Annotated in this window: 22 protein-coding genes; 4 read left to right on the top strand and 18 right to left on the bottom strand. The window is 64.6% G+C overall.

Annotated features, from left to right (window positions below):
- Positions 1 to 216 precede the first annotated feature (216 nt).
- From AC1DJH_RS26350 to AC1DJH_RS26335, 4 genes are all read right to left on the bottom strand, one after another.
- On the bottom strand, positions 217 to 828 hold the full coding sequence (locus AC1DJH_RS26350) for a class I SAM-dependent methyltransferase (protein WP_478187732.1): 612 nt from the start codon (positions 826 to 828) through the stop codon (positions 217 to 219).
- A gap of 452 nt (positions 829 to 1,280) precedes the next feature.
- Entirely contained in the window at positions 1,281 to 1,931 is a 651-nt protein-coding gene (gene slmA, locus AC1DJH_RS26345) for a nucleoid occlusion factor SlmA (RefSeq protein ID WP_435437917.1), read from the bottom strand.
- 87 nt (positions 1,932 to 2,018) lie between these two features.
- Complete coding sequence (gene argB / locus AC1DJH_RS26340) at positions 2,019 to 2,912, bottom strand: acetylglutamate kinase (protein ID WP_472120648.1); 894 nt, start codon at positions 2,910 to 2,912, stop codon at positions 2,019 to 2,021.
- Positions 2,913 to 2,971: 59 nt separating this feature from the next.
- Positions 2,972 to 4,069, bottom strand: coding sequence for a glycosyltransferase family 4 protein (locus AC1DJH_RS26335; protein WP_472120647.1), 1,098 nt, complete (start codon positions 4,067 to 4,069; stop codon positions 2,972 to 2,974).
- Positions 4,070 to 4,114: 45 nt separating this feature from the next.
- Between AC1DJH_RS26335 and AC1DJH_RS26330 the strand changes: the two genes are divergently transcribed.
- Positions 4,115 to 4,873, top strand: a complete 759-nt coding sequence (locus AC1DJH_RS26330) for a glycosyltransferase family 2 protein (protein ID WP_478187731.1) — start codon at positions 4,115 to 4,117, stop codon at positions 4,871 to 4,873.
- Here the strand turns inward: AC1DJH_RS26330 and AC1DJH_RS26325 are convergent, their stop codons facing one another.
- Positions 4,874 to 5,857 carry a glycosyltransferase family 2 protein gene (locus AC1DJH_RS26325; protein WP_478187730.1) on the bottom strand — a complete coding sequence of 328 codons (984 nt, stop codon included), beginning with the start codon at positions 5,855 to 5,857 and terminating at the stop codon, positions 4,874 to 4,876.
- Positions 5,857 to 7,719 carry a glycosyltransferase family 2 protein gene (locus tag AC1DJH_RS26320; protein WP_478187729.1) on the bottom strand — a complete coding sequence of 621 codons (1,863 nt, stop codon included), beginning with the start codon at positions 7,717 to 7,719 and terminating at the stop codon, positions 5,857 to 5,859. Before AC1DJH_RS26320 ends, AC1DJH_RS26325 begins: the two co-directional genes overlap by 1 nt.
- A 207-nt stretch (positions 7,720 to 7,926) precedes the next feature.
- Here AC1DJH_RS26320 and AC1DJH_RS26315 point away from each other — a divergent pair, with 207 nt between their 5' ends.
- From AC1DJH_RS26315 to AC1DJH_RS26305, 3 genes are read left to right on the top strand one after another with little or no spacing between them, the layout of a single operon-like run.
- A complete protein-coding gene (locus tag AC1DJH_RS26315) occupies positions 7,927 to 9,345 on the top strand; it encodes a mannose-1-phosphate guanylyltransferase/mannose-6-phosphate isomerase (protein WP_472120640.1) in 1,419 nt (472 codons plus the stop codon).
- A complete protein-coding gene (locus AC1DJH_RS26310; protein WP_472120638.1) occupies positions 9,342 to 10,145 on the top strand; it encodes an ABC transporter permease in 804 nt (267 codons plus the stop codon). Before AC1DJH_RS26315 ends, AC1DJH_RS26310 begins: the two co-directional genes overlap by 4 nt.
- A gap of 3 nt (positions 10,146 to 10,148) precedes the next feature.
- Positions 10,149 to 10,853, top strand: coding sequence for an ABC transporter ATP-binding protein (locus tag AC1DJH_RS26305; RefSeq protein ID WP_478187728.1), 705 nt, complete (start codon positions 10,149 to 10,151; stop codon positions 10,851 to 10,853).
- 15 nt (positions 10,854 to 10,868) lie between these two features.
- Here AC1DJH_RS26305 and AC1DJH_RS26300 read toward each other — a convergent pair whose 3' ends face one another.
- The 12 genes from AC1DJH_RS26300 to AC1DJH_RS26245 all read right to left on the bottom strand — a co-directional run bounded on the left by AC1DJH_RS26300 (position 10,869) and on the right by AC1DJH_RS26245 (position 25,797).
- Complete coding sequence (locus tag AC1DJH_RS26300; protein WP_478187727.1) at positions 10,869 to 14,828, bottom strand: glycosyltransferase; 3,960 nt, start codon at positions 14,826 to 14,828, stop codon at positions 10,869 to 10,871.
- Between the two features lie 80 nt (positions 14,829 to 14,908).
- On the bottom strand, positions 14,909 to 17,449 hold the full coding sequence (locus AC1DJH_RS26295; protein WP_472120633.1) for a glycosyltransferase: 2,541 nt from the start codon (positions 17,447 to 17,449) through the stop codon (positions 14,909 to 14,911).
- Between the two features lie 79 nt (positions 17,450 to 17,528).
- Positions 17,529 to 18,566, bottom strand: coding sequence for a GDP-mannose 4,6-dehydratase (gene gmd, locus AC1DJH_RS26290; protein WP_472120631.1), 1,038 nt, complete (start codon positions 18,564 to 18,566; stop codon positions 17,529 to 17,531).
- A 141-nt stretch (positions 18,567 to 18,707) separates the two neighbouring features.
- Positions 18,708 to 19,850 (bottom strand): dTDP-4-amino-4,6-dideoxygalactose transaminase, encoded by a 1,143-nt coding sequence (gene rffA, locus AC1DJH_RS26285; RefSeq protein ID WP_478187726.1) that lies wholly within the window; start codon positions 19,848 to 19,850, stop codon positions 18,708 to 18,710.
- Positions 19,851 to 19,878: 28 nt separating this feature from the next.
- The gene (locus AC1DJH_RS26280; RefSeq protein ID WP_478187725.1) at positions 19,879 to 20,328 is read right to left on the bottom strand and encodes a GtrA family protein; all 450 of its coding nucleotides are present in this window, start codon (positions 20,326 to 20,328) and stop codon (positions 19,879 to 19,881) included.
- Positions 20,285 to 21,208, bottom strand: coding sequence for a hypothetical protein (locus AC1DJH_RS26275; RefSeq protein ID WP_478187724.1), 924 nt, complete (start codon positions 21,206 to 21,208; stop codon positions 20,285 to 20,287). Before AC1DJH_RS26275 ends, AC1DJH_RS26280 begins: the two co-directional genes overlap by 44 nt.
- The gene (locus tag AC1DJH_RS26270; protein ID WP_435445269.1) at positions 21,205 to 21,876 is read right to left on the bottom strand and encodes an acetyltransferase; all 672 of its coding nucleotides are present in this window, start codon (positions 21,874 to 21,876) and stop codon (positions 21,205 to 21,207) included. Before AC1DJH_RS26270 ends, AC1DJH_RS26275 begins: the two co-directional genes overlap by 4 nt.
- Entirely contained in the window at positions 21,873 to 22,511 is a 639-nt protein-coding gene (locus tag AC1DJH_RS26265; protein WP_478187723.1) for a class I SAM-dependent methyltransferase, read from the bottom strand. The genes AC1DJH_RS26270 and AC1DJH_RS26265 overlap by 4 nt, the downstream gene beginning before the upstream one ends.
- On the bottom strand, positions 22,508 to 23,305 hold the full coding sequence (locus AC1DJH_RS26260; RefSeq protein WP_472120621.1) for a class I SAM-dependent methyltransferase: 798 nt from the start codon (positions 23,303 to 23,305) through the stop codon (positions 22,508 to 22,510). The genes AC1DJH_RS26265 and AC1DJH_RS26260 overlap by 4 nt, the downstream gene beginning before the upstream one ends.
- A gap of 22 nt (positions 23,306 to 23,327) precedes the next feature.
- Positions 23,328 to 24,164 carry a phytanoyl-CoA dioxygenase family protein gene (locus AC1DJH_RS26255; RefSeq protein ID WP_478187722.1) on the bottom strand — a complete coding sequence of 279 codons (837 nt, stop codon included), beginning with the start codon at positions 24,162 to 24,164 and terminating at the stop codon, positions 23,328 to 23,330.
- On the bottom strand, positions 24,161 to 25,105 hold the full coding sequence (locus AC1DJH_RS26250; protein ID WP_478187721.1) for a glycosyltransferase family 2 protein: 945 nt from the start codon (positions 25,103 to 25,105) through the stop codon (positions 24,161 to 24,163). Before AC1DJH_RS26250 ends, AC1DJH_RS26255 begins: the two co-directional genes overlap by 4 nt.
- On the bottom strand, positions 25,102 to 25,797 hold the full coding sequence (locus AC1DJH_RS26245; protein ID WP_478187720.1) for a WbqC family protein: 696 nt from the start codon (positions 25,795 to 25,797) through the stop codon (positions 25,102 to 25,104). Before AC1DJH_RS26245 ends, AC1DJH_RS26250 begins: the two co-directional genes overlap by 4 nt.
- Positions 25,798 to 25,928: the final 131 nt, after the last annotated feature.

Below are 25,928 nucleotides of genomic sequence, written 5' to 3'. Positions count from 1 at the left end.
TCGCCCTTGCCCCAAACACTGCTTGGCTGATCGAACCGCTTGATACGCGCTGCGCCCCGGCTGAAGTCGTAGCTATGCTCGCCGAAGGTCGGATCGATGCGCGGCTTCAGCACCTGCAGCCGACCCTGTTAAATCGACCTGTCCACTGCGGAGTGAATTCCCAACTCCCGTGTCCCGGCGCCGGCTTGGGAATGCCCACGCGACGCACGTGCCTGATCACGCCCGCGTGTAAGGCTTCCTGGCCTCGAAGATCACCGTACCGGGGCCGATGATGCCGTGCGTCGGCTGGTCCAGGTCCCACTGCGTGGCCTCGAAGCCGAGCGCTCGCAGGCGGTCGAGCATGCTCAGGCCGAAGATCGTCCACACCAGCACGCCTTCGTCGGGCCGCACCGGGTCGCCGTGGAAGGCCTTCTCTTCGAGATAGACGATTTCGCCGTCGACGATCTTTGCGCGCACTTGGTCCTCGGCCAGCAGCGGGCTGTAGGGGACCGTGAAGATGTGTCGCCCGCCGGGCTTGAGCACGCGAAAGATTTCCGCATGCGCGGCATAGGGCTCGGGCATGTGCTCCATCACGTCGCTCGACATCACGAGGTCGAGCGAGCCGTCGGCGAAGGACAGCGCCTGAAGGTCTTCATGGCGACGCCCGTCGACCATCTGGCCGGAGGTGTACTCGTCGCCGAAGTACTCCGAGCACACATAGCCGGGCAGTTCGGCCAGCTGCAGGTGCAGCGCGCCCGTGGTCTCGGTGTTGTAGGTGACGAAGCCGGGGGGAAAGTGCCAGCCGCCGTCGTTCGGCAAGCTGAACTGCTGGCGAATCAGATAGGCCATCTGCCGCTGGCGGTTGAACGACTGGCAATTCGAGCACCGGCCCGATTCGCGCGGGTTGTCTGTGAACCCGGCAAACCGGCTGTGCATGCCGCAGACAGGGCAGACCCCTGAAAACACGGGGCCTTCATCGACGGGCTCGGCCATGGCTGGCGGCTCCACGACCGATGCGGACGTTGCGGAATGTGGCTGCGTTGCCGACGGCGTTGGCGACCCGGGTCGCGTGCGCCAACTCGATGCGGCCAGGCGCAATTTGCGCAAAGCCCTTTTCACGATGCTCATGTCCCTCGCTCCAATGTTTTTATGTTGGGAACCGCGCAGTCTAAGTCGTTGCGCGCAGCTTCGATACGGAAAAAAGGCGCGTCGTCGCCCTCTGCGCCCGCGCGGTGAGCATGTCACCAAGGGCGCGGCTGCCGGTCGGCTCGAGGCAGGCCGACCATACCCTGCGATACACCTCAAACGATCAGCGCAATCGTCGCCTCGAGGTGTTCGGACGGCGCGCGCCGGAAGCCCGAACGCGCAAAGCGCTGCAGCTGCCCCACCACGAAGGCGGTGAGCGCCGCCGCGCGGACCTGCGCATCGACGCTGGGCGTGGCAGAGCCTTCGGCGGCGGCCGCGCCGCGCAGCACCTGGCGCAAGGTGGCTTCGATCTTGTCGAAGAACTGGTTCATGCGCTGCTGCAGGCGTTCGTTCTCGTAGACCAGCGCGTCGCCCACCATGACGCGTGTCATGCCGGGGTTGCGCTCGGCGAACTGGACCAGCAGCGTGAGAATGCGGCCGGCCTGCTGGGCGCCGGTGGCACCCTCGCGCTCGAGGATCTGGTTGACCAGGGTGAAGACGCTCTGCTCGATGAAATCGATGAGCCCCTCGAACATCTGGGCCTTGCTGGCGAAGTGGCGGTACAGCGCCGCCTCGCTCACCTCGAGCCGCGCGGCCAGCGCCGCGGTGGTGACCCGCTCGGCGCCGGGCTGCTCGAGCATGGCGGCCAGCGCCTGCAGGATCTGCACGCGCCGCTCACCCGGTTTCGGGCGCTTGCGCGCCGGGGGGGTGGGCGGGTCTGCAGGGGTCTCTACGCCGGGAGCACTGGTCGTCTCTTCGTTCTGCATGGGAGCGCGTGCAAAGATGTAATCAATTGATTCTCGCACAGCGCAGTGAGCGCGCGCCCTCTGCGTTTCTTGCACGCGACCTGGGGCTCAGCGGGCCCGGATCATCGTCCCGTAGGCCTGGTCGGTCAGGATCTCGAGCAGCATCGCGTGCGGCACGCGGCCGTCGATGATGTGCACCGCATTCACGCCGCTCTTGGCCGCGTCCAGGGCGCCCTCGATCTTGGGCAGCATGCCGCCCGAGATGGTGCCGTCGGCGAACAGGTCGTCGATTTCGCGCGCGCTCAGGTTGGTAAGCAGCTTGCCGTTCTTGTCGAGCACGCCGGGCGTGTTGGTCAGCAGCATGAGCTTCTCGGCCTTGAGCACGATGGCCAGCTTGCCGGCCACGACGTCGGCGTTGATGTTGTAGCTCTCGTTGTCCTCGCCGAAGCCGATCGGGCTGACCACGGGAATGAACGCGTCGTCCTGCAGCGCCTTCACCACGCTGGGGTCGATGGAGACGATGTCGCCGACCTGGCCCACGTCGTGGAACACGGCGGGGTCGGTGCGGTCGGCCAGCTTGAGCTTCTGCGCGCGAATCAGGCCGCCGTCGCGCCCCGTGAGGCCCACGGCCTTGCCGCCGGCCTGGTTGATCAGGCCCACGATGTCCTGCTGCACCTCGCCGGCCAGCACCCATTCGACGACTTCCATGGTCTCGGCATCGGTCACGCGCATGCCCTGCACGAAGCTGCCTTTCTTGCCCAGCTTGTTCAGCGCGGCCTCGATCTGCGGCCCGCCGCCGTGCACCACCACCGGGTTCATGCCGACCAGCTTGAGCAGCACCACGTCTTCGGCAAAGTCGGCCTGCAGCGCGGGGTCGGTCATGGCATTGCCGCCGTACTTGATGACGATGGTCTTGCCGTGGAACTTGCGGATGTACGGCAGCGCCTGGGCCAGGATCTCGGCCTTGTCGCGCGGGGGAATGTTGAGGACGGGGTCGGTCATGGGCGGTCAGGCTCCGAAGCGTTGGACGATGAGGGGGAATTCTCGCAAGGCGGAGGCTGTCACGGGCGCAGCCAGCGGGGCACCTTGAAGCGCACGATCATGAGGTACGCACCCACATAGGTCGTGACAAACAGCAGGCAGAAGAACATCAGCACGAGCGTGTTGTTCCAGAACAGCACGGCCGGCACCACCGACATGGCGGCGAACATCCAGAGGTAGGGCGAGGTGCGGTTGTTGCGGGCCAGCAGCTGGCGGGCCTCGTCATCGGCCAGCGCCACGCGCACGATGCGCCGGAAGATCAGCTGGTGGAAATGCAGCGCGTCGGCCGTGCCGGGCGACTGGCCGCGCGCCAGCTTGCGGTAGATGGAAAACAGCGTCTCCCACACCGGGTAGATCAGCAGCAGCATCGGGAACCAGGGCGAGACGACGCGGTGGCGCTGCACCAGCATGACCACGGCCACGGCGATCACCATGCCCCAGACGTAGGCGCCGCCGTCGCCCGCGAAGATCTTGCCGCGCGGGTAGTTCCACACCAGGAAACCCATGGTGGCGCCGACCAGGCAGACCATCATGGCCGCCAGTTGCCGGTCGCCCACCTGCAGCGCCACGTGCGAGATGGCCAGGCACACCAGCACGGCGACCGTGCCCGCCAGGCCGTTGTAGCCGTCGATGATGTTGAAGGCGTGCGGCAGGCCGCCGATGGCGAGCACCGCGAACAGCACGGTGGCGAAGGGAATCATCACCAGCCAGCCGTCGACGATCTCGAAGCCGGTGCGCGCCACGCCCAGCCCCAGCAGCCAGCACACCAGCAGCGCCGAGCCGATGGTCAGCCCGAGCCGGTAGCGCACCTTGACCTTCTGGGTGACGTCTTCGACGATGCCGCCCAGCACGGCGGGCAGGATGCACAGCAGCGTGAGCATCGAGGTCTTCGCGGGCCACGACACGTTGAACGGGTCGGTGCCGGTGATGCCGGCCGCCAGCCAGGCCACGCCCATGCCCAGCAGGATGCCCGCACCGCCCAGGCGCGGCACATGGCCCTTGTGGAAGCGTTGGGGCATGTCGGCGCCGTAGATGCGGGCATGCCTGCGCGCGCGGCGCATGAACACCTGGACCGAGAAGGCGGCGACGAAGAAACTGATGACGATCAGAGCAATCATGTGTGGGGGTTGGGGAACCCTAGAATTCCCGAGCGAAATTAGACCATGCCCACGCCCCCCTCCCCCTTCCCCACGCCGTTTCCCCCGATCACCATTTCAATCGTCAGCCACGGCCAGCTTGCGCTGGTGCTGCCGCTGCTCGATCAACTGGAGCGGCATTGCCGCGCCGCGATCGCCAAGGTCGTGCTCACGCAGAACATTCCGGAGCCTGACCTGCTCGCGGGGCGGAGCTGGGGTTTCGAGGTGGCGCGCATCACGAACGCAAGCCCCAAGGGCTTCGGCGCCAACCACAACCAGGCCTTCGCGCGCTGCAGCAGCCCGTGGTTTCTGGTGCTCAACCCCGACATCCGCCTCGACAGCGACGTGCTGACGCCCCTGCTCGCCCAGGCCGCGGCCGACGCCGGGCTGCTGACGCCGCGCATCCTGGAGCCCGGCAAGGCCGGGCCGGAGCCGCACCGGGCGCTGCTCACACCCTTCGAGATCGTCGGGCGCAAGAAGCCCGGCTACGTGCGGCCAAGGGTGCCGGCGTGGATTCCGGGGCTGTTCATGCTGTTTCGCAGCGAGGCCTACCGGCAGGTCGGCGGCTTCGACGAGCGCTTTTTCATGTACGGCGAAGATTTCGACATCTGCGCGCGCACCCGGCTCGCGGGCTGGAAACTGCAGGTGGGCGAAGATCTGGTGGCCCGGCACGACGCGCAACGCGACAGCCACCGGAGCAAGAAGTACCTGTACTGGCACGTCACCAGCCTGCTGAAGGTGTGGCTGTCGGGGTCGTTCTGGCGGTACTGGAAGCTGCGCCGCTAGTCAGCCGCGCTCGAGCAGGTCCTGCGCGATGGCATGCCCGCCGCGGCCGAAGCGCGCATAGCGGCCGCGCGCCGCCTCCAGCAGGATCGGCAGCAGGCGCAAGGGCCGCGCCGCCGGGAGCTGCGCCCTGAACCGCTGGTGCGCGACCTTGGCTTGCTGTGCGTCCAGGTACCTGGCCGGCACACGCGCACCGAGCCGCTGCAGGCGCTGCAGCAGGGCCTCGGCCCGGCGCAGGCGAGCCACATGCTTGTCGCCGCGTTCGGCAAAGGCCTTGGCCACCTTCTCGGACAGCGTGAGCCGCCGGGCGCCGATCTGGTTGCTGGCGTGCTGACGGTAGTCGATGGTCGGCTCGGGCAGCACGTCCATGCGCCCGACGGCCGACGCCACCGCGGCCAGCCATTCGTCGTGCACCCACTCGGGCGCGAACGGCAGCGCCGCCTCGAGCAAGGTCTTGCGGAACACCGTGGTGGCGCCCGTCGCGAGGTTGCGCCGCAGCAGCACGCCGAAGGCCTCGCCGCCGGCGATGGCCGCCAGCTCGGCGGGCTGCACCTCCAGCGCATGGAACAGCGTGGAGCCCAGGGGTTTCAGTTCGGCGTCGACCAGGCGCGCATCGGTGTGCAGCAGCAGCAGGTCGGGACGCGCCTCGAACTGCGCCACCATGCGCGCGAGCCGGCCGGGGTGCCACACGTCGTCCTGGTCGCACAGGGCGATGAGTTCATGGCTGCAGGCGCTCACGGCCTGCTCGAAATTGCGCGTGACGCCCAGCGGCGGCACGTTGCTGAACACGCGCAGCGCGACCTGGTCGGCCACGCCGCATTGCACGAGGGTGTCGCGCACCACGGCCACGGTGCCGTCGGTGGAGCCGTCGTCGGACAGCACGATCTCCCGCGGCAGCGGCGTCTGCGCGCAGATGCTGCGAACCTGCTCGGGGAGGTAGCGCGCGCCGTTGCGGGTGCACAGCGCGACGGACACGTCCAGGGCCATCAGACCGGCGCGAGGCGGGGCGGCCAGGCGTAGCTGAAGTCCTCGCGGGCCAGCATGAGATTGGGGCTGTAGGCGGGGTCGTTCTGCAGGAGGTCGCCCCAGCGCTTGTGCATGTAGGCGGACTCTTCCTGGAACTGCGCCTGCCGTTTCGGGGACATGTTCTTCGAACGCGTCGCCGACTCGTAGTGGAAGAGTTCGGCGTACGGCGTCCAGACATTGCGCAGACCGGCTTCGCGCAGGCGCAGGCAGAAATCGATGTCGTTGAACGACTCCCTCAGGTTCACCTCGTCCAGCCCGCCCACCGCCAGGTAATGCTGCTTCTGGATCACCAGGCAGGCCGCCGTGACGGCAGAGAACGACTGGATCAGCGCGGCACGGCCTGCGTAACCTTCGCGGCCGACCGGCATGCCGCGGTGCGCGTGCGCGGCGATGCCGCCAATGCCCAGGATCACGCCGGCGTGCTGCAGCGTCTTGTTGGGGTACCACAGCCGCGCGCCCACCGCGCCCACGCCCGGCTGCACGGCCAGGCTCACCATCTCGCTCAGCCAGTCCGGCGTGATGACCTCGATGTCGTTGTTGACCAGCGCCAGCAGCTCGCCGTTGGCCGAGGGAACCGCGCCGTTGTTCAGCGCCGAATAGTTGAAATCGCGATCGTCGCGCAGCACGCGCACGTTCGGCCGTTCAGCCGCAATCTGCTTGAACCAGGCCAGCGTGGCCGGGTCGTCGGAGCCGTTGTCGACGATGATGATTTCGTAGTTCGAGTAGGTGGTCTTCGAAAGAATCGACTCGACGCACTGGCGCGTGAGCTGCAGCGCATTGCGCGTGGGAATGATCACTGACACCAGCGGCAGGACATCGGGCAAGGCATAACGCACGCGATAGCCGAAGTCGAGGTGCTCGGCCGTGGCACGCACGCCGGTGCGCTGGAAGTGCTCGTTCAGCGCCCGCTCGCCCGCGAGGGCCGCATACGGCTTGGCGCTCATCGAGCGCGCCGTGCTCTCGCTGTGCACGCGCCAGTGGTACAGCACGCGCGGAATGTGGCGGATCTGCCCGGCATCGACACGCTCCATGCAACGCAGCACCAGGTCCCAGTCCTGCGAACCTTCCATGCCCACGCGGAAGCCCCCGACCGAGCGCATCAGGTCGGTCGACAGCACGCCCAGGTGGCTGAACATGTTCTGCGAGCGAAAGAGATCGACGTTCCAGTCGGGCTTGAAGTAGGGGCCGAAACGGAAGCCGCTTTCGTCGGCCTTGTCCTCGTCCGAGTAGATCAGCTGCACGCCAGGGTTCGCTGCGATGCAGTCGGCCACCCAGAACAGCGCGTCGGCGGGCAGCAGGTCGTCGTGGTCCATGAGCGCCACCCAGGGCCCCGACACCAGCTCCAGCGCGCTGTTGGACGCGGCCGAAATGTGCCCGTTCTTCGGGCGGAAAAAGACCTTGATGCGCGGGTCGCGCTCGCTGTACGACTTGAGGACGTCGCGCACCTCGGCCGAGGGCGACGCGTCGTCGGCAATGCAGAGCTCCCAGTTCGGGTAGATCTGGGCGCGCACCGATTCGATGGCCTCGCGCAGCCACCCGGGGTTGGGGTTGTATGTCGGCATCACGACGGAGATCAGGGGCTGGTCTTTCAGGGCAGCCGTGCGCTGCACGATGCGGTCGCGAATCTCGGGGGTCAGCGTGTCGTAGCGGCGCACCCAGGTCGTGTAGTTGTTGTAGCCGCCGATGCGCCGCCCCATCTCCCAGCGGATGCCGGGCCAGCCCGACTTCTTGAACATGCGCCAGGCCCGCTGCAAGCGCCCCATCAGTCCGGGGCCTCGCCCGAAGGCGGCCAGTGCAAGAAGAAATCGGTAGAGAGCATGCATGGATTGCAGACCCGCAAGGCGGGTGGAACGAAACTTTGGGGCGGGAAAAGAAACAGACAGCGGCCATGCCGGGGAGATGGCGCCGCCCGGGGATTATCTTCGCAACGGCCAGGGGCCAAGCCCTGTCGCCGCCAGCGCCGGGTGCCGCGCCGCCCGCGGAAGGGGCTGCCCGTAAAATTCGCCGGGTCAACAAGCAAAAGGAAAACAATGAGGTTGCTCTCAGTGGTGCTCTCGGGAGGCGCCGGCTCCAGGCTCTGGCCTGCGTCGCGTCAGGCGTTTCCCAAGCCGTTCATGAAGATCGGGGACTCCACGCTGCTCCAGCAAGCCATCGAACGCGGCCAGGCCTGCGGCACGGGCGACCTGATGATCGTGACCAACAAGGACCACCTGTTCCTGACGCGCGATGTGCTCCAGCAGATGTCGGACCCGCCGGCCACGTCCTTCCTGCTCGAGCCCAAGGGCCGCAACACGGGTCCGGCGATCGCGCTGGCCGCGCTTCAGTGCGCGCGCCAGTTCAGCGGTGACACGGTGATGCTGGTTCTCTCCGCCGACCATCTCGTGCCGGACGTGCACGCTTTCGTGGCCAGCGCCAGCGAAGCCTTCCGCCTGGCGCAGGAGGGCAAGCTCGTGGTGTTCGGCGTGAGCCCCACCAGCCCCGACACGGGGTTCGGCTACATCGAGGTCGAGCATGTCTCGCGCGAGAGCCAGGGCGTCAAGCGCTTCGTCGAGAAGCCCGATCTCGAAACGGCCCAGAGCTATCTGGCAACAGGTCGTTACTACTGGAACAGCGGCATGTTCGCCTTCACGGCGGACACCATCATTGCGGCGCTCGAAGAACACGCGCCCGAAGTCATCCGCGCGGCAAGGGCCGCGCTGGAAACCTCCAAGGCCACGGGCAACTGCATCAATTTCGAGCTGCATGCGTTCGGCCTGCAGCCGGACATCAGCATCGACTACGCCGTGATGGAGCGTGCCTCGAACGTTCACGTGGTGCCGGCGAAGTTCAGCTGGAGCGACGTGGGCTCCTGGCCTGCCGTGTCCAACGCGCTGATTCCCGACGCCAGCGGCAACACGCTGCCCGACGACGTGGTGGCGCTCGACACCACGGGCACGCACGTGCAGGTCGAGAGCTTCGGGCCCAAGGTGGTGGCGGTCGTCGGTGTGCACGACCTGGTCGTCGTCGACACGCCGGACGCGCTGCTGGTGCTGCACAAGGACAGCGCGCAAAAGGTGAAGCAGGTCGTGAACGCGCTCAAAGCCCGCAAGCACGATACGGTTCATCAGCCCACGCTGGTTCACCGCCCCTGGGGCACGTACACTTCGCTCAAGCAGGAAGAAGGCTACAAGGTCAAGCGCATAACGGTCAGGCCCGGTGAGGCGCTCTCCCTGCAATACCACCACGAACGTGCCGAGCATTGGGTGGTGGTACAGGGTCAAGGCCTCGTGCAGATCGGAGAGGTCGAGTACGAAACCTTCCCCGGGCAGTACCGCTACATTCCCTTGAAAGAAAAACACCGTCTCACCAACACCGGCGAAGATGAGCTCGTGCTCATCGAAGTCCAGTGCGGCGGCTATCTGGGCGAAGACGACATCGTCCGCCTTGCAGACACCTACGGGCGCACATGAGCCAAGTCCATTCCAATCTACATCGAAGCGCCCTGGCCGACTGGTGGCAGGGTACACGCCGCACCGACATCTGGCTGACCCTCGCATGGTTCGACATCGTGCTGCGCTACCGGCGCTCGATGCTCGGCCCCCTGTGGCTCACCCTGAGCATGGGCGTGATGATCGCCGGCATGGGGCCGCTTTACAGTTCGCTGTTCGGCACCGAACTGTCCCGGTTCTTTCCGCATCTGGCACTGGGCATCATCTTCTGGGCGTTCTTCTCCAGCGTAGTGACCGACGCCTGCAACGCATTCGTGGGGTCGTCCAACTACCTCAAGCAGGGCTACTTCCCGATCAGCCTGTTCGTCTGGCGCAGCCTGGCGCGCAACCTGATCCAGTTCGGCCACCAGATCGTGCTCTACATCCCGGTGGCGCTCTGGGCCGGAATTTCGCTGTCGTGGTCGGTGCTGCTCATCGTGCCCGCCTTCCTCATCCTCATCATCAACGCGCATGCGCTGGGGCTCCTTCTGGGGCTGATCTGCACGCGCTACCGCGACGTCACGCAGATCGTCACCAGCGTGATGCAGATGCTGATGTTCCTGACCCCCGTGTTCTGGCTGCCCGAAAGCCTGCCGGGCCGCGCCAAGTACGTGCTGTGGAATCCGTTCGCGCAGATGCTGGACCTGCTTCGCACGCCGCTGATGGGCGGGGTCGCTCACCTGCACAGCTGGATCGGCATCATGGTCTGGACCGCGCTGTGCCTGGTCGCCGCCACCCTCCTGTTCTCGAAGTACCGCCGCCGCGTCGTCTACTGGCTCTGATCCATGGCATCCATTTCACTCAAAAACGTCGCCGTCAACTTTCCGATCTACGGTGCGGGCGCGGCCTCGCTGAAGAAGACGCTGGCGGCTTCCGTGACGGGCGGACGCTTCGGCAAGGAAACCGGCGTGACCGTCGTGCAGGCGCTCAGCGACATCAACCTCGAACTGAAAAGCGGCGACCGGCTCGGCCTGATCGGGCACAACGGCGCGGGCAAGTCGACATTGCTGCGCACGCTGGCTGGCGTGTACGAACCGTCGTCGGGCGAGTTCATGCGGCAAGGCTCGGTCGCCAGCCTGATCGACCCCTCGCTGGGCATCGAAATGGATGCGACGGGCATCGAGAACATCATGCTGCGCGGACTCGTGATGGGCATGAGCAAGAAGGATCTCGACCGCCTCACGCCCGACATCTGCGAATTCAGCGGACTGGGCGAGTACGTCAACATGCCGGTGCGCACCTACTCGACCGGCATGATGATGCGCCTGGCGTTCTCGATCTCGACAAGCGTCGAAGCCGACATCCTGCTCATGGACGAGTGGCTGTCGGTGGGCGACGCCGAGTTCACGGAGAAGGCCGAGCAACGCATGCGCGACGTGGTGTCCAAGTCGGGCATCCTGGTGCTGGCCTCGCACTCGCCGGAACTCATCGCCAAGGAGTGCAACCGGGTGATCCACCTCGAGCACGGGCGGATCGTCGAGGTCTCCTGACAGGCTGCGCGCCTGTCAGCGGCGCAGGCTGCGCCGCAGCGCTTGAATCTCGGCGAGCCGCCGTGCCACCTTCTCGCCCGCCACATCGACCGACAGCGCGGCCTGCGCGCTGGCCTTGGCCCGGCCCCCCAGTTCCGCGGCCCAGGCCTGATTGTCGAACACGCGCCGCATCAGTTCGGCTGCATGCGCCTCGGACGGCTCGGCCCATTCGAAATGCGCGTCGTAAGGCGGGATCGCCTTGCCGAGCTTGACGATCTCGTAGCGCACCGGAAGGCTGTTGCCTTCGTCCATGAAGTCGACGTTGCCCGAGAAGTCGGTGGCAATGACCGGCTTGCCCATCAGCATGGCTTCCGCCATCGTCAGGCCCAGGCCTTCGCTGCGATGCAGCGACACGTAAGCGTCGCAGGCATCCATCAACGCCAGCACGTCGCCGGGGCTGTAGACCTCGTTGATGATCTTCACGTTGCCGACCTTGGCTGCCGCGTCCTTGAGCGCCTGGAACTGCTCCGGATGTCGCTCCGCGAACGAGGTCTTGAGCACGAGCTGCACCGGCTCGCCAGGCCGAAAAGCGCTTGCGAAAGCGCGGATCAGGCCGAGCGGATTCTTCCGCTCCATGACGCTCATCATATGGAAGGTGAACAGGAACGTGTACGGCGCCGCCTCGAGGCCGAAATAGGCACGTGGGCGCCGCTCGAAGGGGCCGAGCTTCACGCCCGGGAAGAGCACGTGCACCGGCTTCGAAATCTTGGCACGCAGGCCACGCGCCACGAATTCGGTGGCGGCCCAGACCTCATCGATCTCTTCGACATGCGGCAGCCAGGAATCCGGAATGACGTCGAACTCCCAATACCAGTAGGCGATGCGGTAGGTGCGCGGCGAGCGCTCGAAGAGGTCGCTGCGGCTGTAGGCCTCGTCGAAGAACGGCTCGGGCTGCACGTGGATCAGCGTGGTGTCGAAATCCTCGAAACCCTGGAAGTCTGCATGCCGCGGGTCGTCCTTGCGGTCGGTTTTCAGGTCGCGCAGCGAGGTCTGCACGCCCACGCGTTGCGCACCTTCGACCAATGCCTCGATCGACACCCGCAGGCCCGAGGGGTAGGCGAAATGGCCGATCACGTTCAAGCCCGGCGCCACCAGTTCGGCCGCCACCTGCGCGACATCGAGCGCATCGACCCATTCCACGACCTCTGCAGGCTGCGCCGCCGCGGGCGTGGACAACCACTCGATCAGCGCCGAAGCGCGGCTTGCGTCGTCCAGCGCATGAGGATGAAGAAGGCGCCAGTCTTCACGCGCCCAGTAGGCACCGCGGATCTGGCGTGCGGGCGATGCATCCACCGGCCAGCATGCGGGATTGATCCAGCCCTCCTTCACGCGATAGGTGGCCGCCACCCATCCGGCGAACGCGCGACGGCCGAAGACCGTGAGCCCGTCTGGGTAGAGCGCCTGCCAGGCCGGCGAGAAGACATAGGCGCGCAGCAGCTCGACGACCGGCTGTTCGGACGCCTCGCGAAACAGCCACCAGATCTCTTCGAGTCTCAGATTCGCCAGATGGCGACCGTTGCGCATGAACCAACCGAACAATGCGTGCTGCCCCATCGGCAAGAGGCCGTGCGGCAGCGTGTTCTTGATGTCTTCGTCGAACAGGTAGGCCTGCCGGGCGCGGGCGCCCAGGCCCGCGCCCAGGCAATGAGCCACCCATCCCCTTGCGCTTTCAGGCAACGCAAGCGCGGCGCCGCCTTCACCCGCGATCCAGCGGCCAAAGGCGCCGCCGGGGCCATCCGACAGCGCGGTGGGAAACCGCCGCGCGACATCGGGACAGGTTCGCAGCAGGTCCAGAACCCAGCGCGCGGCCGACCACGCGTCGACCACGCCGTGCGCGGGTTGCGGCATCCACAGCACGTCTTCGCGCGGCAAGCCTGCGGCCTCGAGGCAGGTGCGCTCCACCGAGAGATCGAGGGTCGACGAGGGCAGCATCATCGTGCCGAGCGCCCGCGTGTCGGTCTGGAGGCTTTCACGCGGGGAGCGGGCTGCGCCTACGCACAGCGTGGGAATCGGCCTGTGTCCGTCCAGCTCCGGATGCAGATAAGGGTCTTCGTCGATGCCCAGCAGGCGTACGTCATCGGCAAAGCGCTGCAGGTCCGGCGTGGGGTTGATGTCGCCCCGCGTGGCGCCTTCGTGGTGCACCAGGCGGGCGTGCGGCGCATAGGCCGTGCGATATCCCGCACGCCAGGCCCGCAGGCACAACGCAACGTCGCTGAAGGCAAGCAGGTAGGCCTCGTCGAAGCCGCCGATCCGGTCGAAGGCTTCGCGCGACACCATCTGGCACGCCCCCATCACGGCCATCCAGTTGCGCGGATGCGCTGCCGAGCCGAACACGCCCCACGCATCGCTGTGATCGGCGTGGTACATCAGCCCACAGAGCGTTACTCCCAGCCCGACGCCGCCGTGCTGCAGTTCGCCGTCGGGATAGCGCAGCTGGGTGCCGACCACGCCCACGCCAGGGCGCTGCGCAAACCGCACCAGCTCCTGCAGCCAGTCCGCCGCAATCACCTCGGTGTCGTTGTTGAGAAACAGCAGCAGGTCGCCGCGCGCGAAGCCCGCACCGAAATTGCAGGCCGCGGAGTAGTTGAATTTCCTGCTGAAATGAACGATCGACACCTCGGGGCAGGCGCGCAGCTCTTCGTAGTACGCACGCGTGGCTTCCTCGCAAGACCCGGTATCTACAAGAATGATTTCCTTGTTGCCGTAGTCGGTGCCTTGCAGCAGCCCTTGCACACACACTCGCAGCAGGTCGGCCTTGTCCTTGGTGGGGATGACAACCGACACCAGCGGCGGCGCCGCCAGCTCCCAGGTGGCGCGCTGCGTGCCGTCAAGTTGGGTTTCGACATTGGCCGCAATGCCCGCCCGCGCCCAGTGCGCCTGCAACGCCCTGCGATGGTCGGCAGCCGCCTCGGAGCCCGGCGCGGGCCGCTCGGACCCGCTGTCCGCGCTGCGGTGGCACAGCACCTTCGGAATGCGCGTGATGATGCCGGCCCGATCGCTTGCGCGAAGGTTCAGATCCCACTCCACGCCTTCGCCCATGTCGGCGTCGATACCGCCCGCGCCGACCATCAGGTCGCGCTGCAACAGCGTCAGGCGACCGAAATAGTTGAAGGCATACAGCAGGTCGGGCGACCACCCTGGCTTGAAGTAAGGGCTCTGGCGCAACCCTTCGCCGGAGAGCCGGTCCTCATCGCCATAGAAAATGTCGCTGCTGGGCGAACGCCGAAGCGCGTGCGCCAGTTCGTTCAGCGCCCCGGCGGCCAGCATGTCGCCGGCGTCCAGCAATGCAACGAGTTCGCCGCGGGCCGACGCAAGGCACGCGGACAAGCCATCCGCACGCCCGCCGCCCGGCACAGGCACGCGCACGATGCGTGCGTCCTTCGCTACGCCGTCGAGCACCGACAGAACGGCGACTGGCGCGTCGGGCGACACCGCCACCAAGACTTCCCAAAGACCGACGGACTGGGAGCGCACCGATTTCAGTGTCTGCAGCAAAGCCTGCGAGCTGCCGCCCGCCGCAAGCAGGAACGACACGCGCGTGCCGGGATGATCGGGCACAGTGGGCGAGCGGCGCTCGCGGGTTGCAATCCACACGCCGTAGGCATCGGAGGCGTCCAGCGTACCGCGCAGCGCCACCTCGTTCGGCGTGCGAAAGCGCATGGCGCGAAGCCGCGCAGGCATGCGCCATGGCGTCATTGCCCACCATGCGGCCTTGGCGACGCGGCGCAGGTTGGCGCGCAGGGGCTGCGGCACGGCGGTGGACACCTTGCGCAACGGCGCCGTGACGCGCCAGGACATCGAGGCGCGCATCGCACGCTCGCGCTCGAGCGCGGCTTGCGCGCGCTGGTTGGCTGCGTCCAGCAGGACTTCGAACCCAGCGGTGTTTCCGCCTTGCGAAAACCCGGACTTGTCTGCGTCCGTCTCTGCGTGGGGCACGGAGCGATCCTGATCGGACCTGTCGTTGTTCATGGGACTCACCGTGGGGCCGGTAGAGAGAGCAATGCGGTGAGCTGCCCTCAGATGGGCGTCACCCGTTCGAATTCGCCGTTCTGCGCCATGATCTGCTCGAGCGAACGCCGGCACTGGAGCTCCTGCCGGGTCAACCAGGTTGCGTCGGCCACGTCCATCGCGCGCAGGCAGATTTTCGAGGTCGCGCTGCGCGAGTAGTTTTCCTCAACGTAAGACAGACCGGCTTCGCGCATCGCGTTCCAGGCCGCTTCGTCACGGTACAAGCGCAAGACCTCGGCCGCGAACTGCCGGGGATCGTCGGCCGTGGCCAGATGGCCGTCACCCGGATGCGCGATGCCTTCCGCCGCGATGGCCGTTGCCACGCTGGGCACACCGTGCGCCAACGCGGTGACGAGCTTGCCCTTGATGCCAGCGCCGTAGCGCAGCGGCGCCACAAACACGCGCGAAGTCTGGAAATACGGTGCCAGTTCTTCCACAAAGCCCGTGACCACGATGCGGTCCGACGCCAGGGACAGCACTTCGGGCGGCGGCTTGTTGCCCACCACCAGCAGCCTTGCGCCGGCAGGCAGTTCCCTCTCCAACTCAGGCCAGATCGACTTGACGAAGTAGAGAACCGAATCGACGTTCGGCGCGTGCGGAAAGTTGCCCAGGAACATGATGTCCGCGCGGCCGGCGAAGGCGGGCGTGTCGCGGTACACATCGGCGATCCATGGCAGCACGACCATGTTGCCCAGCGGTGCCGGCAACGACTGCTGAATCACGTCGCGCTCGATCTCGGTGTGGACGAACGAAGCATCCGCCTGCGCGAACATCTCGAGCTCCAGCTTCTTCGTGACCTTGGCGGAGAACAGGGCCTCGGGTGTGTTCGAGGTCTCGGCGGCACGCGTCTCGCGCAGGAAATGCAGGTCGACGTTGGCGAACAGGATGCGCGTGCTGGGCGCCTTCCTTCGCAGCATTGCATAGACAGGATGCGCAACGTTGTAGCGGTACAGCAGCGCGTAGTCGAACTGGCTGTCGATGTCGAGCAGCGCGTTCATTTCTTCGGCGTAAGGCTTGTAGTAGCAGCAGACACCGCGGCGCTGCAATGCCCCGGTGTACTTTTTCGACCAGTACGGCGAATGCAGCGGGAAGAAGCTCTCGCCAAAGCCGCACTCCCGGTAGGCGCTCATCACTTCATCGGTCACGATGGAGCCGGAGTCCTGGTCGGGGGTCGGCGTGAGCGCGTCCACCACCAGGATGTTGCGACGCACTCGCCAGCTGGCGGCGCGCATCGAACTCGTGCCCGGCTGCGGGTGCGCCTTGAGTTCGGCGCTGAAGCGCTTGGCGAACTTCTCGAGATTCGTCACCTGGTAGGCCTTGATGCCTTTAGTGGTGTCGCGCCCGTGGGTGATGCCTTCGTAGTGAATGGCACGCGAGGTCGGCACGAACCAGACCTCGTAGCCAACACGGCGCAAGCGAAACGCCAGGTCGGCGTCCTCGCAGTAGGCAGGCTTGTATTCGGGGTCGAAGCCGCCGAGCTCGTTCCACACCGTCTTGCGCAACGCGATGGACGCGCCGGAAATGAAATCGGCCTGGCGCGCGAAGCAGTACTGCGGCAGGTTCGGGTCCTGGTTGCGGCCGTAGTTGTGGGCCGAACCGTCGCGCCAGAAAATGCCGCCCGCTTCCTGCAAGGTGCCGTCGTCGTTGAAAAGCTTGGAGCCGACCATGCCGGCCTTGGGGAACAGCGTGAAGGCGTCGACCAGTTCGTCGAGCCAGCCTTCGACCACGCGGGTGTCGCTGTTCAGGAGAATGACGATTTCGCCGTTCGCCAGTTGCACCGCAGAGTTGCAGCACTCGAGGAACCCGCCGTTCTCGGCGCGCCGCTCGTAGCGGATCCACGGAATAACCTTCAGCACGTCCACGCGCGACGCCACCGGCGAGGCGTCGTCGGCGACGATGATTTCGACCGAGTGCTTCGAACGCAGCTTGGCGAGCGAGTCGAGGCAATTGAGCACGAAGTGCGTTTGCCCATAGACCGGAATGATGATCGACACCTTGGGCGCGGTGGTCGTCACCTGCAATGCAGGCGTCTTGGCGGCCATTGCCCTGGCGGCGGCCTCCACGGAGTCGCCCGCCTCGCGCTGCGCGAAGTCGAAACCCGCGCCGGAGAAGTAAGCCTTGCCGGCCATGAGTTCGAACTGCACCACGTCGTCGGGCAGCGGGAAACGACGCCCCTCGTCATCTGACCAGAGCGGCTCTGCACGTGGCGCGCCGGGCAACACACGGCCTTCCTGGCGACCGAAGCGCACCCAATGCACGAGCGGATTCAGGTTCACCTTGCGCAGGTCGGGGTTCTCAGCCATGTAGGCCCGCACCGAAAAGTTGGGGGAAGGCTCGAGGCCGTCCTTCCACCCCTGCACCAGGTAGTGCTTGAGCGGATCCTTGCCACTCGACGCTACCGCAGGATATTCCTTGAGATAGAAGTCGGCATCGAAGAGGCGGCCCTCCTGGATCGCGCGGACGTCCGCCGCGGAGTGCCGCGCACTGATGCCGAGGACGCGCAGCGCCTTCTTGGAAAGCCGGACGGCCTGCTTGAGTTCGTTGATCAAATCTTCTCCACTGTGGGCGTCTTGGTGCGCCTGCTCCGTCCGATAAAAACTCGACGAGGCACGATCGGCGGTTAAGCCGTCAGAATGAGTAACCCAGCTTGTTGCGGCGAAGGTCCGCTTCGACCATCATCGCGCACAGTTCCTCGAGCGTGGTCTTGGGTTCCCAGCCGAGCTTTTCCTTGGCACGCGCCGGATTGCCGATCAGCAGTTCGACTTCGGCGGGCCGGTAGAACTTGGGGTTCACGCGCACCAATGTCTTGCCGGTGGCGATGTCGATGCCGACTTCGTTGTGCTCTTCACCCTCAAAGCGCAGCTCGTAGCCCGCGGCCTTGAACGCCATGTCGACGAAGCGGCGCACCGTCTCGGTACGGTTCGTGGCAAGAATGAAGGTGTCGGCCACATCGGCCTGCAGCATGCGCCACATGCCTTCGACGTATTCCTGGGCAAAGCCCCAGTCGCGCTTGGCGCCCAGGTTGCCGAGCTCGAGCACGTCGAGCTTGCCGAGCCTGATCTTGGCGGCGGCATCGGTGATCTTGCGCGTGACGAACTCGCGTCCGCGCAACGGGCTTTCGTGGTTGAACAGGATGCCGCTGGCGCCGAAGATGTCGTAGCTCTCGCGGTAGTTGATCGTCATCCAGTGCGCGAACAGCTTGGCAACGCCGTAGGGGCTGCGCGGATAGAACGGCGTGTCCTCGACCTGCGGAATGGCCTGCACCTTGCCGAACATCTCGGAGGTCGAGGCCTGGTAGAAGCGAATGCTTCGGTCGGTCAGGCGAATGGCTTCCAGCAGGTGCAGCGCGCCCATGCCGGTGATCTGCGCCGTGGCATCGGGCTGGTTGAAGCTCACGCCGACAAAGCTCTGGGCGGCAAGGTTGTACACCTCGTGCGGCTTGGCTTCCTTGATAAGGGTCAGGGAACTGCCCAGGTCGGTGAGGTCATGCTCGACCAGCTTCAGGTCGGGGTGATCCTGGATTCCCAACTCTTCCATCCGCCAGAAGTTGACCGAGCTGGTGCGGCGGAACGTGCCGTGCACGACATAGCCCTTGTTCAGCAGGAGCTGCGCCAAATAGGCGCCATCCTGACCAGTGACACCGGTGACAACTGCGATTTTCTTCATGGGTAGTTGGAAATTTCTCTATATGGAAAACGTGCCGCGTAATTGTGCCGCAATGATTCAACCGACTTTTTATGGCAAACGCCTAAAAATCCCGCAATGGGCATTTCCGCCACAGTTGTCCGCAACGCCTCGCGGGCAGAGTCACTTCAGCATGGCTTCCAGCACGGCAAGCACCCTGTCCTGCTGCTGCTCGGTCAGCCCCACCCACAGGGGAAGGCGGACCAGCCGCTCCGACTGTGAATCGGTAACGCGCAATGTGTCGCCATGGGTCCGCCCATAGCGCCGTCCGGCGGGCGACGAGTGCAATGGGACGTAGTGGAACACCGAATTGATGTCGTTCGCCTTGAATTCGTCGAGAAGTCGCTGCCGGTCGAAACCGTCTGCAAGCAGCACGTAATACATGTGTCCGTTGTGGACGCAATCCTCGGGAACGATCGGCCGGCGAAGCACGCCACGGCGCTCCAGCGGTTCGAGCATGGTGTTGTAGCGGTCCCATGCGGCCAGGCGCGCCTGCGTGACGCGGTCAGCCTCTTCGAACTGGGCCCACAAAAATGCGGCGATCAGTTCCCCCGGCAGAAACGACGAACCCACCTCCTGCCACGTGTACTTGTCGACCTCACCGCGGAAAAAGCGGCTGCGATCGGTGCCCTTTTCCCGGATGACCTCGGCCCGCAGCGCCGCCGCAGGATCGTTCACGAGCAGCGCACCGCCCTCCCCCGCGATCACGTTCTTGGTCTCGTGGAAGCTGTAGGCGCCAAAGTGCCCGATGGAACCTAGCGCGCGACCCTTATAGGTCGACATGACGCCCTGGGCCGCGTCCTCGACGACCTTGAGGTCGTGCCGAGCGGCAATCGCCATGATCTCGTCCATCTCGCAGGCGACGCCCGCGTAGTGCACCGGTGCAATCGCCTTCGTGCGCGGCGTGATGGCCGACTCGATGAGCTTCTCGTTGAGGTTCAGCGTGTCCTCGCGGATATCGACGAACACCGGCACCCCGCCGCGCAGCACGAAAGCATTGGCCGTCGACACGAAGGTGTAGGACGGCATGATGACTTCGTCGCCGGGCTTGATGTCCAGCAGCAACGCGCCCATTTCCAACGCCGCAGTGCACGAGTGCGTGAGCAGCGCCTTCGAGCAGCCGGTGCGCTCTTCGAGCCAGGCGTGGCAACGCTTGGTGAACGGACCGTCTCCCGCAAGTCGGCCATTGAAGTGGGCCTCCGCGATATAGAAGAGTTCCTTGCCGGTCATGTGCGGCCAGTTGAAGGGGATGCGTTGGTCGTTCATACGGTCGATTTCCTTGCTGTCCCGCGCGTCATTCGCGCTCCGGGTTCTTGAAAACAAAAAACTTGAATGCGAGGAACAGGTAGCCGGCGACGATCAGGATCGCCCCTCCCTGAACCCATTGATGCGGATAGCCCAGCTTGCCGACGAAGACCAGAAGCAGCGACAGATTCAGGCAGTAGCCCACCGCATGCGCAAGCACGTAGCGCATGCCGCTCGCCAGCACACCGCCCTGGTGCGCGAACGTCAGGCGCTTGTTGCCCCAGAACCCCAGGATCGCGCCGATCACATAGAAGAAGCTCATGGTGGCCGCTGGCGGCGCCCCCAGGTGCGTCACAAGCAAATAGACAAGGAAGCCCGCAATGTTCGTGGCCAACCCCAGCAAGCCGTAGCGCAACAACTGCCCCGCCGATGTTCGGATCGCGGCCCACCGAAATTCATTCACGGCCTGTAACCGCAAGACCGAAGCCGCTGCGGCCATATCCATTGCCGTTGTAGAGCATGTAGCGCAGCCCGTCATGCTCGAACACGAAGGGATATTCGATCATTTCGGAATCCCAGCCGTCGCTCGACACGTCGATGCCCGTGTCCGCGAGCCGAAGCTCCCAACTGCCGCCCGCCGGGCAGAAGGCATACCCGATGCGATACGTCTGACCGACCTTGCCGCGATAGGAAAACCACATGTGAAGCCCTTGCGCATCGCGGACCACAGTCGGCCTCGAATAGGCCTGCGCCACGCCGATCTCGAAAGGCACCGCCAGCCCATCCTTTTCCCAGCGTTCGCCATCGGCGGAACTGGCATGTTGAATGACGTGAAGCATCTCGCCATTGCCGGCGTCCCAGTTCAGGGTGGAGCCGTACCACATGTCGAAACGCGCATACTGGCCGGCTTGCATCACCCACGGGTAGGAGAGGCTCAGCGGATCGGTCGCGTCGGACGCTAGCAAAGGCGCCGCATCGACCATCGTCAGGCCGAAGTCTTCGCCGACCTGCAACCGCCCGATATCGCCGCGCCAATGAGCGTCCGAAGGGTTCTGCCAGCCCATGAAAAGCATGTGCTTGCAACCAGCGGTGTCGTAGCAGTTGCCAACGCTGACACCATCCGCATAGAAACTTCCTGCAGGCCCGTGTTCGAAAAACGGTTCCGCGTGCTCTTTCACCACCCGGCGCTGGACGATGTCGACATCCACCGCGCCCACCGAGGAACGCTGGAGCGCATCGCGTCCGCTGAAATAGACACGAAAGACATCTCCCTCCATGTGCACCGGCAGCGGATTGGCTGCGTGCGACAGGAGCTTGGGATGGCGCCGGTCGCCGAACGGGCAATAGAGCAGGCCGAGCTTTTGCCAGTGATGCGTCATATACCCCGCAGCCTCGTGCTAGGCACCTTCGAGCGCTCCGTCGCCGCGCCGATGTACACGCCCTCCGGCTCCGCGTCGGCCAGCAGCAGCGCGCCAGCGCCGATCACGCAACGCGCACCGACCTTGACGTGATCGCGCAGCGTCGCATTCACGCCGATGAAGCACTGCTCAGCAATCTCGACGCCGCCCGACACCACCACATGAGAAGCGATGAAACAGTGATCGCCGATCACCGAGTGGTGGCCGATGTGATTGCCGCTCCACAGCGTCACGTTGTTGCCGACCGTGACGAAGGGCTGGATCGTGTTGTCCTCGAAGATGAAGCAGTTCTCGCCGATGCGGCCCTCATTGAGCACCGTCGCGCGTGAGCTGATGAAGCTTGCCAACGGATATCCGAGCGCCTTGACCGCCAGGTACTTTTCTTTTCGCACCGCGTTGAGCTTGGAGTAGCTGAGCGCCACGAACACGTCGACATCGCCCGGCGAATGACGCTCGGTCAGTTCTTCGAACGGGACGACCGGGAGACCGCAAAACTCCGGCCCGGGCACGAAGGCCGCATCGACCGTGAAAGCCACGACCTCGTACCCGGAGTCCGAGCTGAAGTAATAGTGCGCGAGCTGCCCGATATCGCCGCAACCGAAGATGACGAGCTTTTTCGTTTTTTTCATGGTGTCTTCCGCACGATCATCGTGAATTCGTACAGGCCGTAGTCATGCATCAATGCGACGTTGCGCGAATACCGGCGCTTGCACAGGTCGAACAATGCAAGTGGGTCGGCGTAGTAGAGATCGGCGCGCATCCTGTCCTTGTCCGAATAGGAAGTCAGGCAGTTGAATGCGAAGCCCTTGGCGCTCGCTCGATCCAGCGTATCGAGCATCGCCTCCGCATAAGCCTGCCACTCGGCATCGGACCGGCCCATTCGCACATTGAAAATGCCGCTCGCCACGCTGTAGTCGGCCACCCGATCGGCTTCGCTTGCGACGACAAAGCGCGCGTTCGGCTTGCCTTGGTAACGCCGCTCGGCCGCACGCACCATGGCTTCGGACACATCGATGCCTGTGTACTCGAACGCCTTGTACCGGGGCACCAGAAAGTCGCACAGGGCGCCGTATCCGCAGCCCAGATCGTTGAGAGAAAACGGCCCGTCTCCGGCGATGACCTTGCACAGTTGCTCGAAGCGAAGCACCTGGCCTTCTTCACCGTTCCAGTCAACGCCACGCGGGCTTTCACCGTGCTCGGCCAGCTTGCCGGTGTAGTAGTCGGCAACTTCGGAGAGCAGAGCTTGGCGGGAGTCGGACGTCATTTGTCTTGCGCCCGTGTTGCAGGGCTTGCTTCGAAGTAAAGCACCAGCGCGCGTTCGGAGCGGGCGAAGAGCTTTTGAATTAGAAAGGCCGGGAACATGGTGACGGGATTCAACACCACACCGAGCAAGGAAGGAAAGTGCGTCTTGAACGCGACCTGCCGGCGACCCGACGCCTTGGTGCGATCGACCAGCGAGAGATTCAGCTTGGCGCGCTCCGCCCTGTTGACCAGGTAATTGGAAACAGGCAACAGGAAATTGGATATCGGGAAGGTGAGGCCCGCGACATGCTTGAGTTTCCAGCCACTCTCGGAAACCAGTTCCTTGATGGCCGTGCGGGTGTAGCGTCGGCAATGTCCCGCGATGTCATCCTCGATGCCCCAGTGCGCTGGCGATCCCGGCACGATGCCGATCATTGCACCCTGTGGCTGGAGCACCTGCAGCGCCTTGTGCATGAACGCATGCTGCCCCTGATCGTCCATGTGTTCCATCACCATGCATGAAATGACGAGATCGGCCTTTCCAACCTGGTCGGCCGGGGCCTGCAGGAAGTCATGGTTGACGGGCATGAAACGCCCGCCCGATATCTCCGACGAAAAGCGTTGCTTCAGGCTGTCGATCGTGCGGCTTTCAAGGTCGTACGACGAACCTGTCCATCCATGATCGAGCAACAGGCGCGTGATCTCGCCGCTGCCAGGGCCTATCTCGATGAATCGACCTGCCGGAACACTGCGCAAGCGTTCTTTCAGATACATCAACTGCAAAAGTGTTCCGGGAGGCAAGACGGCCATTTTCATGGTCCTCCGACGAGAAGATAGGTCATGATTTTTTTGACTCGCGGCTGGAGAGATAAGCCCCCACCGAGGCCGGCTCCACGTACCCGAACCCGAGAATATCCCGTGCCTCGGCAGACAGGTTCGCTCCATCGATGTTCGACGGGAGATTGATCTGCTGCTTGAAATACGGAATGTTGAAGACGTGATTCACAGCCCGGCGCGCAACATTCGTCTTGTTGAAACCACCCGCGTGAAACATCATGCAGTCGAGCAGGATGAACGAGCCTGCCTTGGCCTCGATCTGCGTGGCATTGCGCTCCACGTGGGAGCGAGAAGGAAAGGGCTCGGCCTTGTGCGACGCGGGAAGCACGAATGTGGCGCCGTTGTCGAAGGTGAAGTCGTCCACACAGAAGAGCGCATTGATCGCCAATGGCCTCGACGAAACGAAGTGCTGATAAGGCAAGTCTCGGTGCCATGCGCTCTGGTTGTAGCCCTCCTGCGGAGGGTTCACGATAGCGTTCTGCTGGTTGAGGATGAACTTACCCTGTATCAGATGCTTCAACACCGCCATGAGATTCGGGTTGAGCGCGAGTGCGAGAAAGGTGTCTTTTCCCGCGGGCTGGGTCAGCAACGACCGGACGGTGTAGAACTCGTCCAGGCTGCGCAGCCGAGCCTCTCCGTGCGTTTCAATGTACGCCTTGCGCGCACTCTCGAAAGCATCGGAAATACCCCGAAGCTCTGCCGGCGCATAACCTGCATCGAGCAGCGCATACCCGAGGTGGCGCACCTGCTCGGCCGCCTGGTCCACAGGGGAGCCTTCCGGCGTGCGGTCCAACAACCCGTAAGAAGCGGACGGGACGAAACGATCGACATTGCTCATATCTGCTTGCCTGCCCTGTCCGGATGAGCGAAGACCTGCCGCACGATGGTGTAGGGCCGGCGCTTCACCTCGGAGAATATTTTCGCGATGTAGATACCTTGAACCCCGAGGAAGAAAACGATGAGGCCCGAAAACAGCCAGATCGACGCAACGATCGAGGTGTAGCCGCTGGGCGGCGCCGCACCCAGGAGATAGCGCAAGAACAGGTAGACGATGTAGAGCAGCGCCGAAGCCGAAATCAACAGCCCCGAATAGAAAGTAAAAACCAGCGGCAGGCTGCTGAACGAGGTGATTGCGTTCACGAGGTGACTGAACTTGCGCGACAGCGAGTAGGTTGTCGGGCTGGTCGCGTGCTTGCGAACGACCTGCTGCGATTGCCGGAAACCGGTGATCACCCACAGGCCGCCGATGTTCAGCTCGCGCTCTTCGTGCATCAGCAGTCCGTCGACGTAGCGGCGCGTCATCAACCGCGCAGTGACGATGTTGTTCGGCTGCACGATGCCGGTCAGCGTGCGGAAAAGCTTGTAGAACAGCGTGCCGGTCATCTGCTCGAAGGCTCCGCCACGGCGCTCGGCCTGCACGCCGTAGACCACGTCGGACGCGTCGGCCTCCATCTGGGCCGCGAACGAGGTCAGCCATTCCGGCTCTTCCTCGAGGTCGCTGTCGATCAGGAAGACGCGCTCGCCGCGTGCCGCGGACAGGCCGGTCATCATGGCCTTGTGATGCCCGAAGTTGCGCGACAGGTCGACCACCACCACGTGGCTGTCGCGCTGCGTGAGTTGCACCGCGACATCGAGGCTGTTGTCCGGCGAACCGTCATTCACGAGCACGATCTCGTAGTCGTCGCCGACGAGTTGCCGCGCGGCGGCTCCCACACGGCTGCAGAACTCGTCGATGTAGGCCGCGGATTGATACAGGGTTGCAACGATCGAGAGCTTCATAGGCCTGCATGCCTCATGAAGCGACCCGCATCCTTGCCGCAGTTGAACAGCAGATCGAGCACGGTCACGCCGTGCGCGAACTCGCCCCACAGCTGGGGGTATTCGGGATAGCCGGCGTAGTCGAACCAGGTGAGCTGGATCCCGCTGCGCTCGAAGACGCTTTCGTCCACGTAGTCGCGGGCGGACGGGCCCGACACGTACTCGGTGCCGCTAGCCTGCGCGCACAGGTCCGCCAGGCGTTCGGTCTTGCCTTCGACCAGCGTGTAGTCGCTCGAATCGCTGATGACCGTGTCGATCCTCAGATAAGCGCAGACCGCTTCGATGAACCGGCGATTGAGCTCGGACAGGTGTGTGTACGAAGTGGCCAGGTAAAGGGGCTCGAGCCAGGCGGCGATCTCGGCAAAGTGCGGTGCGCGCGCGTAGTTCTGCGCGAGCGCTTTCCAGTGGGCGGCGGCCCAGTCGCCGCCGTCGATCTCGGTGTCCCTGATTTTCTGGTCGTACTTGCCCTTGACGCGCACCGGCACCGTGAGCCACTGCACGCCCTGCGGCGTCTTGATCTGGTTGCGGTTGCGCCAGTCGCGGCGTGTGTACTGCATGTCGTCGTACAGGATGAACTCATCGACTGAGCCGATCAGGTCGAAGTAGCCTTTCCACGGGATGTAGTTCGACTGCAGGATCGCTACTTTTTTCAATGCTCTGGCCCTTCTGCGTTGTTGCCCTGATACGGGGCCGTACGTCGGAAGATTCAGCCCCGAAGTCCCCCGGGGGATTATCGGACACAATTTGGAGACAATTTACACCTCGGGAGGCGCCTGGCTTCCAC

The sequence above is a fragment of the Variovorax sp. 10N412 genome (assembly GCF_056394985.1).
The sequence above is the reverse complement of the archived record's forward strand: the minus strand, read 5'-3'. Positions and strand labels throughout refer to the sequence as shown.

What these genes read in the sequence shown, in the direction of transcription:
- slmA (WP_435437917.1), bottom strand. Translation starts at nt 1,931, where the DNA reads ATGCAGAACGAAGAGACGACCAGTGCTCCCGGCGTAGAGACCCCTGCA.
- AC1DJH_RS26335 (WP_472120647.1), bottom strand. Translation starts at nt 4,069, where the DNA reads ATGATTGCTCTGATCGTCATCAGTTTCTTCGTCGCCGCCTTCTCGGTC.
- AC1DJH_RS26320 (WP_478187729.1), bottom strand. Translation starts at nt 7,719, where the DNA reads ATGCATGCTCTCTACCGATTTCTTCTTGCACTGGCCGCCTTCGGGCGA.
- AC1DJH_RS26315 (WP_472120640.1), top strand. Translation starts at nt 7,927, where the DNA reads ATGAGGTTGCTCTCAGTGGTGCTCTCGGGAGGCGCCGGCTCCAGGCTC.
- argB (WP_472120648.1), bottom strand. Translation starts at nt 2,912, where the DNA reads ATGACCGACCCCGTCCTCAACATTCCCCCGCGCGACAAGGCCGAGATC.
- AC1DJH_RS26260 (WP_472120621.1), bottom strand. Translation starts at nt 23,305, where the DNA reads ATGAAAATGGCCGTCTTGCCTCCCGGAACACTTTTGCAGTTGATGTAT.
- AC1DJH_RS26270 (WP_435445269.1), bottom strand. Translation starts at nt 21,876, where the DNA reads ATGAAAAAAACGAAAAAGCTCGTCATCTTCGGTTGCGGCGATATCGGG.
- AC1DJH_RS26325 (WP_478187730.1), bottom strand. Translation starts at nt 5,857, where the DNA reads ATGGCCCTGGACGTGTCCGTCGCGCTGTGCACCCGCAACGGCGCGCGC.
- AC1DJH_RS26330 (WP_478187731.1), top strand. Translation starts at nt 4,115, where the DNA reads ATGCCCACGCCCCCCTCCCCCTTCCCCACGCCGTTTCCCCCGATCACC.
- AC1DJH_RS26310 (WP_472120638.1), top strand. Translation starts at nt 9,342, where the DNA reads ATGAGCCAAGTCCATTCCAATCTACATCGAAGCGCCCTGGCCGACTGG.
- AC1DJH_RS26265 (WP_478187723.1), bottom strand. Translation starts at nt 22,511, where the DNA reads ATGACGTCCGACTCCCGCCAAGCTCTGCTCTCCGAAGTTGCCGACTAC.
- AC1DJH_RS26275 (WP_478187724.1), bottom strand. Translation starts at nt 21,208, where the DNA reads ATGACGCATCACTGGCAAAAGCTCGGCCTGCTCTATTGCCCGTTCGGC.
- rffA (WP_478187726.1), bottom strand. Translation starts at nt 19,850, where the DNA reads ATGAACGACCAACGCATCCCCTTCAACTGGCCGCACATGACCGGCAAG.
- AC1DJH_RS26250 (WP_478187721.1), bottom strand. Translation starts at nt 25,105, where the DNA reads ATGAAGCTCTCGATCGTTGCAACCCTGTATCAATCCGCGGCCTACATC.
- AC1DJH_RS26280 (WP_478187725.1), bottom strand. Translation starts at nt 20,328, where the DNA reads ATGGCCGCAGCGGCTTCGGTCTTGCGGTTACAGGCCGTGAATGAATTT.
- AC1DJH_RS26255 (WP_478187722.1), bottom strand. Translation starts at nt 24,164, where the DNA reads ATGAGCAATGTCGATCGTTTCGTCCCGTCCGCTTCTTACGGGTTGTTG.
- gmd (WP_472120631.1), bottom strand. Translation starts at nt 18,566, where the DNA reads ATGAAGAAAATCGCAGTTGTCACCGGTGTCACTGGTCAGGATGGCGCC.
- AC1DJH_RS26305 (WP_478187728.1), top strand. Translation starts at nt 10,149, where the DNA reads ATGGCATCCATTTCACTCAAAAACGTCGCCGTCAACTTTCCGATCTAC.
- AC1DJH_RS26350 (WP_478187732.1), bottom strand. Translation starts at nt 828, where the DNA reads ATGGCCTATCTGATTCGCCAGCAGTTCAGCTTGCCGAACGACGGCGGC.